General features: G+C 38.2%; 8 protein-coding genes. 5 read left to right on the top strand and 3 right to left on the bottom strand.

Going from position 1 to position 12,500, the window contains the following annotated elements; genetic code table 11:
• Window positions 1–9: 9 nt before the first annotated feature.
• The gene (locus tag EO244_RS10325; protein WP_129254598.1) at window positions 10–810 is read left to right on the top strand and encodes a hypothetical protein; all 801 of its coding nucleotides are present in this window, start codon (window positions 10–12) and stop codon (window positions 808–810) included.
• Window positions 811–896: 86 nt separating this feature from the next.
• On the opposite strand, the gene EO244_RS10320 is transcribed toward EO244_RS10325, so the two are convergent.
• Window positions 897–2,492, bottom strand: coding sequence for a YfcC family protein (locus EO244_RS10320; RefSeq protein WP_129254597.1), 1,596 nt, complete (start codon window positions 2,490–2,492; stop codon window positions 897–899).
• A 301-nt stretch (window positions 2,493–2,793) separates the two neighbouring features.
• On the opposite strand from EO244_RS10320, the gene hutI reads away from it, so the two are divergent.
• The 3 genes from hutI (at window position 2,794) to EO244_RS10305 (ending at window position 7,005) form a co-directional block, all read left to right on the top strand.
• Entirely contained in the window at window positions 2,794–4,047 is a 1,254-nt protein-coding gene (hutI, locus tag EO244_RS10315) for an imidazolonepropionase (protein WP_129254596.1), read from the top strand.
• An 80-nt stretch (window positions 4,048–4,127) separates the two neighbouring features.
• Window positions 4,128–5,828, top strand: a complete 1,701-nt coding sequence (gene ftcD, locus EO244_RS10310; protein WP_129254595.1) for a glutamate formimidoyltransferase — start codon at window positions 4,128–4,130, stop codon at window positions 5,826–5,828.
• A 319-nt stretch (window positions 5,829–6,147) separates the two neighbouring features.
• Window positions 6,148–7,005 carry a DUF2971 domain-containing protein gene (locus EO244_RS10305; protein WP_164977465.1) on the top strand — a complete coding sequence of 286 codons (858 nt, stop codon included), beginning with the start codon at window positions 6,148–6,150 and terminating at the stop codon, window positions 7,003–7,005.
• 239 nt (window positions 7,006–7,244) lie between these two features.
• Here the strand turns inward: EO244_RS10305 and odhB are convergent, their stop codons facing one another.
• Together odhB and EO244_RS10295 are read right to left on the bottom strand one after the other, a co-directional pair.
• Window positions 7,245–8,483 (bottom strand): 2-oxoglutarate dehydrogenase complex dihydrolipoyllysine-residue succinyltransferase, encoded by a 1,239-nt coding sequence (gene odhB, locus EO244_RS10300; protein ID WP_129254593.1) that lies wholly within the window; start codon window positions 8,481–8,483, stop codon window positions 7,245–7,247.
• Between the two features lie 56 nt (window positions 8,484–8,539).
• Complete coding sequence (locus EO244_RS10295) at window positions 8,540–11,389, bottom strand: 2-oxoglutarate dehydrogenase E1 component (RefSeq protein ID WP_129254592.1); 2,850 nt, start codon at window positions 11,387–11,389, stop codon at window positions 8,540–8,542.
• 412 nt (window positions 11,390–11,801) lie between these two features.
• On the opposite strand from EO244_RS10295, the gene EO244_RS10290 reads away from it, so the two are divergent.
• Window positions 11,802–12,473 carry a YiiX/YebB-like N1pC/P60 family cysteine hydrolase gene (locus EO244_RS10290; RefSeq protein WP_129254591.1) on the top strand — a complete coding sequence of 224 codons (672 nt, stop codon included), beginning with the start codon at window positions 11,802–11,804 and terminating at the stop codon, window positions 12,471–12,473.
• The last annotated feature ends 27 nt before the right edge of the window (window positions 12,474–12,500 follow it).

The raw sequence follows: 12,500 nt of genomic DNA, 5'->3' as shown, positions 1-12,500 counted from the left end.
ATAAGAACAATGAAAATAAACAAATTATATAGTCTGATTGTCGTATTTGCACTGATTTTTGTAGCATGTGACGATACCAATAAGAATTTGGTTGGATCAAGAGGGGTTGCTGTAATTCCAGTAATTACAGATGTAAATCCTGCATTTTATACTTCTGATTTAGCAAATTCTTATGTGCAGTTTGTTGTAGACTTACCTGAAGGGATGACTGTTGATGCGGCTGAAGTTCAAGTGACCTACAAAGGTAAGAATGCTGTTGTTCAGGAAATAACGACATTTCCGACAACTGTAACACTGGAAGCTCTGGATGTAATTTCAATTCTTGGCATCAATGCGAGTGATGTTGCAATTGATGATTCATTTCTTTTTCATGTTGTAACCACCTCTAATGGAGCTTCATCTCGTTCAACTGCAGCTTTAAATGTGTTTGTAACATGTGAGTACGATCCTGCAATGGCAGTAGGTAGTTATCATGTTGTTTCAGAAGATTGGGAAGTTGTTGGTGATGTGACTTTTACTGCAGATCCAGATGATCCATATAAGATATTTGTAACCGGTATTTTTGAAATGGAAGGTGGTGACGCGAATGATAATAAGTTAGAGCTGAATATTGACCCTAATTCATTTAAAGTTGGTGTTGTTACATCGGTTTTAGGTCCAACAGCACCTTGGGGATCCTATACGAACTATTATTATGGCCCAGGTGGAGGTTTGTTCAAATCTTGTGATGGATCTTTCGAAATGCAATTTAAAATTACAGTTGATGAAGGTTCATTTGGTACCTATAATTTCGTGTTTACAAGGAATTAATTTAGTTAGATTTTAAGTTAAGAGCAAAAAAATGAGACCGCTTCAACCATTGTTTGAAGCGGTCTTTTTATATTATTTTTTTAGAGTTAAAACCCATTCAGTTCCATGGTTACCGTAGGAATAAGTAGAAGGAATCCTAAAAGGATAAGGATAGCCATAAAACCTCCGATCCATTTTACCCATTTGTCGTAAGGGATTTTAGCTACACCAAGCACACCAATTAATACACCTGATGTTGGTGTAATCATATTGGTAAACCCATCACCAAATTGGAAAGCCATCACAGTTGCCTGACGCGATACACCAATCAGGTCTGAAAATTGTGACATCATTGGCATGGTTAAGGCAGCTTTGGCTGATCCTGAAGGAATAATTATATTGATCACATTCTGAATAACGTACATCATACCAACTGATGCAATCTTACCAAAATCGTTCATTGATTTTGAGATATAGAACAGAATAGAATCAATGATTTGACCTTCTTCCAAAACAATCAGAATACCACCAGCTAAACCAACGATTAGTGCAGCGGATAGAATATCGCTAACACCTTCAAGGAACAGTTTGGTAATATCGTTTGCCGATTTATTATAAGCGATACCAGAGAAAATACCCATTGCAAAGAACAAGGTTGCAATTTCCATAATGTACCAACCGTACCCCATAACACCTACAATCAGAAAAATGATTGTGAAGAGGAGAAGGTTCAGAATAAAGAAATGGACCGATTTACGCAATGACAGGAATCCCAATAATGCAAATAATGCAGTTACAATTGGTAGTATGTAAGTTGTCGTTTCGGAATTACCTATTCTCAATGTGCTTTGTGGGTAATAAAATGAGAAACCAATCATTGCAGCCAATATAATGATATAAGTTACCCAAGCTGAAACCGGGGTGTAGAATTCAATGTTTTCAACATCAGAACTATGGTGTTTTCTCCAGTAGTTATCATCGGTGTAAACCAATGATTTTTCGGGTGTTTTACGAACCTTAGCTGCATAACGCAGGATGAAAGTGAAACCGATAATATTAATCACAAACCAGCAGAACAAGCGGTATTCAATACCAGAGAATAGAGGGAGGTTTGATAAGCCTTGTGCAATACCAATCGTAAAAGGATTTAGGAGTGCTCCTGCAAAACCTAGTCCTGCAGCCACAAAACAAATGGCAACTCCTACAATCGAATCGTATCCCATTTTGATGGCCATGGGTACAAATATAATGGTGAAGGCAATGGTTTCTTCGCTCATGCCGAAGGTTGCTCCAAAGATGGAGAAGATGAGCATGATAAGTGTCAGAATAATGTTGTTGACGCCTATTTTCCGAATAAACTTATTCTTCTCGAGCTTTTTGGTAAACTCCAGAAAGGAATAAATCCCCACATCAATCGATTTACTGGCATTCATAATCCAAAAGGCACCACCAATGATTAAAATAAACATGATGATATCGGCCTTATCAACAAAGCCTTTGAAAAATGAAGCAAAAACTTCCCAGCTTTGACCACTATTTTCCACTTGATGATAGGAGTCTTGAACAATGACAGAACGGTCGGTGCCGTTAACATTTACAACGGTTCGATCATATTCGCCTCCTGGAATAATCCAGGTTAAAATGGCCGATAGAATCACGATTGCAAATACAATAACGTAAGTGTGAGGTACTTTCTTAAACATATTTTTTTAGTTTGAGGTATTAGTCTCGAGACTTATCAGAAAGAGCTTCGTTTTCTAAACCCAGATCTTCAAATTTCGAACCGTAAAAATAAGAACATTCCATAGAATACGGTCAATATTATTTATATAATGAATTAGGTTTTGTATGTTTTCGAAAAGGTTTGCATTCTTGCGATTTTTAATTGTATTAAGGTGTAATATTCTAGCATTTTTTCTACTTTCGCAAAGAGTTAAATTAACAATTATCAATTCATTACAACAGTGAATGAATTGATAATCATTAGTTATTAATTGATATAGAATGAAATTACTTATTAAGAATATAAAAAGATTGGTTCAGGTTGAAGATGAGCCAAGAAGGTGGGTCGCTGGTGCCGATATGGCAAAACTTAATTGTATTGATGATGCCTTTTTATTAATCGACGAAGGTAAAATCGAAGATTTTGGAAGCATGTCAGCTATGCCGGATTTTGATGAGATGGAAGGCGCTGATGTTATGCAGGAAATTGATGCAACAGGTCGTATGGTTTTCCCATCTTTCTGCGATTCACATACCCATTTGGTTTACGCAGGATCGCGCGAGATTGAGTATACCGATAAGATCAAAGGTTTGTCTTATGAAGAGATTGCCAAACGCGGAGGTGGAATTTTAAATTCAGCTAAGCGTATGCATGAAGCAACTGAAGATGAATTGTATGAATCTGCTATGGAACGTATTCATGAGATTATTAGTTTGGGGACTGGTGCTGTTGAGATTAAATCAGGATACGGTTTGACTGTTGAAGATGAGTTGAAAATGTTGCGCGTCATCAAGCGATTGAAAGAAACAACTCCTCTTACAATTAAATCGAGTTTCCTTGGAGCCCATGCTGTACCTGCTGATTATAGAGGTCGTCAGGGTGAATATGTTGATATGGTAATCAACGAAATGATTCCTTTGGTGGCTGCTGAAGATTTGGCTGATTATATCGATGTGTTCTGCGATAAGGGATTCTTTACGGTTGAAGAGACTGATCGTATTTTGAATGCTGGTATGAAACACGGTATGCGTCCAAAGATCCATGCCAATGAGCTGGATTATTCTGGTGGCATTCAAGTAGGAGTGAAGTACAATGCTCTTTCGGTTGATCATCTTGAATTTGTAGGAGAGGCTGAAATCGAAGCATTAAAGGGATCGGAAACAATGCCAACCGTATTGCCTGGTGCTGCTTTTTTCTTAAACATGGTTTGCTCTCCGGTACGAAAGATGATGGAAGCTGGTTTGCCGGTTGCTTTAGCTTCTGATTTTAATCCAGGTTCGTCGCCGTCGGGCAATATGAAATTTATTTTATCTCTCGCTTGTATCAATTACAAAATGTTACCTGAAGAGGCCATTAATGCAACAACTATCAATTCGGCTTACGCTATGGGTGTTCAGGATGAGGTTGGCAGTATTGCACGCGGTAAAATTGCTAATGTATTTATTACTAAAGAAATTCCATCAATTGAGTTTATGCCATATGCTTATGGTAGCAATTTGGTTGATACCGTTATTCTTAATGGACAAGTCCTTTAAATAATTAACGATTAATAATTGAGGATTAGTAATAATCCCTAATCATTAATTACTCATTGATAATTACTAATTACAATATAATGAAACAATTAATTGAATGTGTTCCTAATTTCTCTGAAGGGAACGACATGAATATTATTAAGCAGATTACTAACGAAATTGAATCTGTAGAAGGTGTAAGCCTAATTGATGTAGATCCGGGTAAAGCGACTAACCGTACGGTTGTTACAATGGTTGGTACACCTGATGAGGTTTGCGAAGCGGCATTTCGTGCGGTTAAAAAAGCAGCAGAATTGATCGATATGAGCAAACACTCTGGTGCTCACCCTCGTTTTGGAGCGACTGACGTTTGTCCTTTGGTTCCTGTTGCGAACATTAGCATGGAAGAAACTGTTGAGTATGCTCACAAGTTGGCTCAGCGTATTGGTGAAGAAGCTGGTATACCGGTTTACTGTTACGAGAGTGCTGCTCGTATCGAAGAGCGTAAAAACCTTGCTACTTGTCGTGCTGGTGAGTACGAAGCAGTTAAAGATCGTATTGGAACTGAGCGTTGGAAACCTGATTTTGGACCATCTGAATTTACCCTTTCTGTAGCTAAATCTGGGGTAACGGCTGTTGGTGCTCGTAACTTCCTGGTGGCTTATAACTTTAATTTGAATACCACTTCAACTCGTCGTGCCAATGCCATTGCATTCGATGTGCGTGAGCGTGGACGTACCCTTCGTGAAGGTAATCCATCTACAGGTAAGATTGTAAACGATGAGAATGGAAACCCTGTAATGGTACCGGGTACTTTGAAAGCAACCAAGGCGATTGGTTGGTTTATCGAAGAATTTGGTGTTGCTCAGATCTCAATGAACATGACTGATATTTCAGTAACTTCAATTCATCAGGCATTCGATGAAGTTTGTGCTAAGGCTCAGGCTCGTGGTATCCGCGTAACAGGTTCAGAGTTGGTAGGTGTTGTACCTTTGAAAGCGATGTTGGATGCAGGTAAGCACTACCTACGCATGCAAGAGCGTTCTACGGGTATTGCTGATCGCGAGATTATCAAGATTGCCGTTAAGTCTTTAGGTCTGGATGAGCTTTATCCATTCGACCCTGACAAAAAAATTATTGAATACATTCTTGAAAACGAAGCTAAAAAAGGTGCAAAGAAATTGGTTGATATGAGCTTAACAGCTTTTGTTGAAGAAACCGCTTCTGAATCGATGGCTCCGGGTGGAGGATCTATCTCTGCTTATATGGGTGCCATGGGTGCTGCTTTGGGTTCAATGGTAGCTAACCTTTCGGCTCACAAACCAGGATGGGACGAGCGTTGGGAAGAGTTTTCTGATTGGGCTGAAAAGGGGAAATCATATCACACAAAACTAACTTGGTTAGTTGATGAAGATACCAATGCTTTCAACAAAATTATGGATGCCATTCGTTTGCCTAAAGGAACTGATGCTGAAAAAGCGGCACGTACTGAGGCTATGGAAGAAGCAACTAAGTTTGCGACTATGGTTCCATTTCAAACTATGGAGCTTTGCCTAGGATGTATGGATGTTTGTAAGGCTATGGCTGAAATTGGAAATCCGAATTCAGTAACTGATGCAGGCGTTGGTGCATTAGCTGCTCGTTCGGGTGTTATTGGAGCTTTCATGAATGTGAAGATCAATGCTGCTGACTTAACTGATAAGGCTTGGGCTGCAGATATCATTGCAAAAGGACAAGCAATTGTCGACAAGGCTGTAGCTTTGGAGAACGAAATCGTAGAAATGGTAAACGCTAAGATCTAATAGCAAACCACACAATATAGTATTAGCCCCGATAGGTTTTAAACCTGTCGGGGCTTTTTTGCGTCATGCTCTGACTCTAAGTACCCCGAATTCTCGGGGGTAAATTTCAGACTATAACTATAACCTAGTTTTATTGAGAGCCTCACAAAAGAGTGAGACCCTCAAACTTTTGGATTAAACTTTCGCCTCTTGGTCCCAGAGCGGAGTCGAAGGGCAGGAGGAGTACCCGTTCCGATTCATCGGAAAAGGGGGGGGATGGTCTTTAATGCAAGTTTTCGAGCCTTGTATATTTTTCATAACTTTAAAGAAAAATATTTATATGAATACATTAAGTGAGTTTGAATCAGATGATATTCTTTATCATTACACCAAAACAACAACAGCACTCGAACATATTTTATTCAAAAAAGAGTTACGCTTATCAGATCGGGTAAATTCGAATGATCCAATCGAAAATATGACTACCCCAACTCTGATAAAAGTTGAAAGTTTAGAAAATGAAACCTATGACAATTGGGATAAATATGGGAAGGAAATAGAGAAAAAGATGAAGCAGATTAAACAAGTCTGTTTTTGTATGAATGCAAAGAGTATTCGATACAAAAAAATGAATAATAAACCAGCAGAGTTTTATGGTTGTATGAAACCAAGAATGTGGGAACAATATGGCAATAATTATAATGGTGTTTGTCTAATACTTTCCAAGGCTGAATTATTAAAACAGTTGGATAAAGGCTATAAATACAAGAAAGTTAAGTATGTAAATTATGATGATCTAAAAAATAAAAAGATTGAAATAGATTCTAACGATCTTCGTGATTCTTATTATACATCTTGCTTAGAAAAGGTAAACAGACAGATAGACAAATATATCTTTCATAAGCATAAAGATTATGTGGGGGAGAATGAATACCGAATACGTGCTTATTCAGATGAAGATTTATATATCAATATTAAATCTGCTCTAAAAGGTATTTTAGTATCAAATAAAAACAGCGAATATTTTGTAAATAAGCTTCTTGAATATGCTGAAGAATGTAAGTTTAATGTTTTTAAGATTAGTTGGGCAAGTAATGGGGCTGATCCAATTAATTTGATAGAAAGGATTGAACTTAAGAAAGAAAATGATCGTATTGCAAATGAATTAAAAAAACGAATGTCTATGGAACAAAAATAACGATAATCATATTTATTAAACCTGTCAGGATTCCGAATCCTGACAGGTTTTTTTTATACCGTCATGCTCTGACTATAGACATGCTGCAAATGTCAGGGTATGACTAACTTTTGCATTTTCTTATTGAGAACCTCACTAAAAAGTGAGACCCTCAAATCAGAATTGAGTGAATAACAAAGGCCAGATTCTCAATCGAGAATCCGGCCTTTATATTATTCTTAAATTTTAATTCAAGAAACTTAAATTCCAAGCAGTAAGCTATCAGGATCTTGTCCCATGGTAATCATACGATGTGGATTTTCGATTAGTTCCTTGATTTTGACAAGGAAACCAACAGAGTCTTTTCCATCAATCACTCGGTGATCGTAGGATAACGCGATATACATCATAGGGCGGATCTCAACTTTGCCATTGATCGCTACAGGGCGTTCTACAATATTGTGCATACCTAAAATTCCTGATTGAGGTGGGTTAATGATAGGGGTACTCAAAAGTGATCCAAAAACTCCACCATTGGTAATGGTAAAGGTACCTCCAGTCATTTCATCCAAACTGATTTTTCCTGATCGGGCTTTATTGGCTAGTCGCATCAATTCTCTTTCGATATCAGCTAGACTCATATTTTGAGTATCTCTGATCACCGGAACCATCAAACCTTTTGGGGTTTGAACAGCCATCGCCACATCCATATAGTTTGGGGTGATAATTTCATCACCATCTATCATAGAATTAACCGCAGGATGGGCTTTTAAAGCAATACTCACAGCCTTTGTAAAGAATGACATGAATCCCAATTTGATGTCATGTGTTTCGACGAATTGTTTTTGATACTTTTTTCTCAATTGCATCACGGATGACATATCCACCTCGTTGAAGGTGGTTAGCATGGCCGTTTCGTTCTTCACCGAAACCAAACGAGCACTTAATTTCTTACGAAGATTACTCATTTTTTGACGATCGATATCGCGAGCGACAGGTTCTTCCTGTGCTAAAGTAGCAGACGCCTGATTTTTATTCGCCACAACTTGCTCAATATCTTTTTTCGAAAGACGCTGTAGTCCGGCAATCACATCATCAACTGAAAGCTGGTTTTCCTCCATTAGTTTTTTAGCTACCGGAGAAATCTTAACATCCTTGTACTCTTCTGAAGCTTTGACAGGCTCGGCCGCAGTTGTTGCAACTTCTTTTTTTGGAGCCTCTTCTTTGGCCTCAACTTTTGGAGTAGATGGTGCCGCTGATCCTGCAAAGCTGGTGTCGATGGTACAAGCAACCGATCCAACAGCTACAGTATCACCTTCCTGTGCTATAATTGAAATTTTACCACCTTCGTCAGCAACAAGTGTTAGAGTCGCTTTGTCAGATTCGATTTCAGCAATTTCCTGTTCTTTCTCGACGATATCGCCATCGGCGACAAACCAATTGGCAATTTCAACTTCGGATATGGATTCTCCCGGGCTGGGAATTTTTATTTCAAGCATGTTTTTGATATTATTAGTTGTTGGTGTTTTTGTGTTTTATTGTTTGACTGTGATTCTTACATCAGTAATTTGCTTTTCTGATCCTGGAAATATTCGTGTTGACGGTGGATGTCTTCTTTTGAACTTCCAACCACACATTGCAAACCACAATATTTCAATTCTCGTTCACAATCGCATCTTCTGAATACCTTACGGATGATTTCATTTTGTCCGATATTGTGAATTTTTGAAAGCCCTGTTGCCGGACTACCACTGGCAAGTCTTGCTATTGGTACCAGGTCTACATTTTTAATATTGTAATTGATAAACTGCCATGGCCCCATATTTTCAGGTTCCTCCTGTACCCAGAGGTGCAGAAGAGCTTTAGGATATTTAGCCAAAACCTCGTCAACTTGTTTTTGTGGGAAAGGATAAAGCTGTTCGATACGAACCAAAGCCACATCCTGAGCGTTCAATTCGTTTTTCCTTGCTAGTAAATCGTAATAGATTTTACCCGAGCAGAAAACCACACGGCTCACTTCTTCGGCTATCACATTAGTGTCATTAATTACTTCCTGAAATTTACCTTCGGCCAAATCATCCAGTGTTGAAACACAATCGGGGTGTCGCAATAAACTCTTAGGTGTAAAGCAAATTAAAGGAATTCTGATATCTCGTTTAACCTGACGACGCAAAGCATGGTAATGATTGGCTGGCGTTGTTGGGTTAATAACCTGCATATTATTATTGGCGCAAAGAGTTAGGAAGCGTTCAATTCTTGAGCTGGAATGCTCGGCACCTTGTCCTTCATAGCCATGAGGTAAGAAAAGAACCAAACCATTTTTAATTCCCCACTTGTCTTCTGCAGCACTGATGTACTGGTCGATTACGGCTTGCGCCACATTATGAAAATCGCCAAATTGAGCTTCCCAAATGGTTAATCCTGAAGGATGCGCTAATGCATAACCATATTCAAACCCAAGCACAGCATACTCACTCAAATGTGAATTGTAGATATGACAAGGGGCTTGCTTCTCGCTAATATGTTTTAATGGGAAATACTTTTGAGCCGAATCATGTATGGTCAATGATGCATGACGGTGAGAAAAGGTTCCTCGTTCTGAATCCTGACCACTAATTCTGACTCCATGTCCTTCGTCCAATAAACTTGCATAAGCCAATAACTCACCCATAGCCCAATCCAAACGATCTTCTTTAATCATTTTCTTACGATCGGCCATCAACTTACCCACTTTCTTAAAAAATTGAATATCTTCGGGTAAAGTCGTGATTTTATCAGCCAATTGGAGGAGCTTGCTCTTTTCAGTTTTAAAGGCAGGTGTTTCCAGAAAATCTTCCGCCTTAGAATAACGAATACCTTTATAATTCTCTTCTAAGAAGGGCTGAATGTATAGCTTCTCAATTTGCTTAGAAAGTTCAAATTTCTCATTAAGAAGATTATTGAATTCTGTTGTTAGCTCTTTCAGATTTTCAGTTTGGTAAATGCCTCTACTGATTAGGAAGTCGCCATAAATATCTCTTGGATTTTTGTGCTTAGCAATTTGATCGTATAATAGGGGTTGAGTAAAACGAGGTTCATCACCTTCGTTATGCCCATATTTTCTGTATGACAAAATATCGATGAAAACATCCGTTTTAAATTCCTGACGGTATTCCATGGCTAATGTGATGGTATAAATCAGAGCTTCAACATCATCACCATTGACATGGAAAACAGGACATCGGGTGACCTTCGCCACGTCAGTACAATAGGTACTTGAACGGGCATCGAGGTAGTTTGTTGTAAAACCAATCTGATTGTTTACAACCAAATGAATGGTTCCGCCGGTTTTGTAGGCTTGAAGATCAGCCATTTGAACAGTCTCGTATACAATACCCTGACCCGCAATGGCAGCATCACCATGAATAACAATAGGGACAAGCTTGTTCTCATTCCCCTGATAATCGTTGTCAATTTTCGAGCGTGAAATACCTTCAACTACAGCGCCTACAGTTTCAAGGTGAGATGGGTTAGGCGTTAAATGAAGTTTGACTTCATTGCCATCATCGGTTTTAACCGTATTGCCGTATCCCAGGTGATATTTTACGTCGCCAAGAGCAATATCATCTTCAAATTCTTCACCAACAAATTCCTTGAAAATATTTTCATAAGGTTTTTCAAGAATATTAGCCAAGACATTAAGTCTGCCTCGATGCGACATACCAAAAATAAACTCCTCCACGCCGAGTTGAGCCCCTTTTTCAATCAAGGCATCAAGAGCCGGAATAAGGGTTTCTGTTCCCTCAAGAGAGAAACGTTTTTGTCCAACAAACTTTTTATGAATGAAGTTTTCAAAACCAACAGCTAATTTCAAATGGTAATAAATATGCTTACGTTGCTCATCAGTAAAATTAGGCAGGTTTTTACTTGTTTCCATCTTGTTTTGCAGCCATTTAATTTTATCCGGCGTACGTAGGTAGAGGTATTCAACACCTATTGAGCGACAATAGGTTTCTTGAAGATGTTCTAGAATATCCTTAAGTTTTGAAGGACCAATACCTAATTCGTTACCAGCTTGAAAAACGGTTTCCATATCGGCTTGAGACAGATCGAAGTTCTCAATGTCAAGAGTTGGAAAATACTTACGACGTGTACGAACAGGATTGGTTTTTGTGAACAAGTGGCCTCGCTGACGAAAAGCTTGAATCAAGTTGATCACATTGAATTCCTTACTCATCGATTCAGCAGGAACAGTGCCTGGTGCAACTGTTTGAGTTTTACTCGGAAATTTTTCAGAAGCAAAGTCAAAGCCCTGGAAAAATTTTTGCCAGGATTCTTCAACCGAATTGGGGTCTTTTTTATAGGATTGGTATAAGCCATCGATGAATTCGATTTCGCTATTTCCTAAAAAACTGAATTTATCCATAAAATTATTAAGTTGTTGGGTCAAGTTTTGTTTTTGTTCTGATTCAATCAACAGGATGAAGATGACTCTAAGACTATAAACTAGATAGAATTTTAGCTTCCAGTCATCAATATTTAGAGCATCTCATCTGTTAATGAACGGATGTATTAAATTATAAAAAATAATTTAGAACGCTTGTACATTAACAAATGTATTAAAATTGGGTCTTATCCGAATGTTTATAAAGGATTAAAAGATAAAAAAATCATCTTTTTTTTTAATAAGCACATAGAGGTTTTCTATCAATTGAATTGTAAGTGCTTTTTTTAATTTAAAGCATAGTTTATCGCGCAATATTTGATGGCTAATGGGAATTGATTAATTTTGATTGAGCTTGTTTTAAAAGCTATCTGTTTTTAACCATAAAGATCCTATGAAATTCAACACTATACCTCGTTTTAGTTTTCTTTTTTTATCAATTTTTCTTTTTTCTTGCGGATCACGGAACGCTTCTGAGACGTTTAAATTGCAAACGGGAGATCTCTTGTTTCAGGATTTGGATGGCAGTTCCTTATCTGATGCGATTGAAGAGGTGACGGCCGAAGAAAAAGCAATGAGTTTTTCCCATGTCGGCATAATAGTTCCTGACGAAAATCAAGATTTAGTGGTTTTGGAGGCCATTGGTGAGGCGGTTCAGTTAACGTCTTTGGATAGCTTTTTAACCCGAAGTCTGAATGCTGACAGAATGCCTAAAGTTCGTGTTGCCCGATTAAAAAAACGCCATCAAGCCAGAATGGGTGAAGCTGTCACTTATGGGAAAAGTTTACTCGGCTTGCCTTACGATTCGATTTATTTAATGTCTGATTCAAGCTATTACTGTTCTGAATTGATTTACGACATGTTTAAACATTCAGGTGATGGTTCTGAAATATTCAAGTTAAAGCCTATGACATTTAAGGATCCTAAAACGGGAAAGTTTCATCCGGTTTGGCTTGATTATTATAAGAAGCTGGGGGTTGAAATTCCTGAGGGCGAGCCTGGCTGTAATCCCAACGGTATGTCAGAATCGAAAGAGATCGATTGGGTTTTCGATTACAGCAAATAATGTAAATCACAAGGTTAAAGGATAAAG

Source organism: Ancylomarina salipaludis (assembly GCF_004122035.1).
Classification (GTDB): Bacteria; Bacteroidota; Bacteroidia; order Bacteroidales; family Marinifilaceae; genus Ancylomarina; species Ancylomarina salipaludis.
Note: the sequence above shows the minus strand (reverse complement) of the source record. Positions and strands in the feature narration are given on the sequence as shown.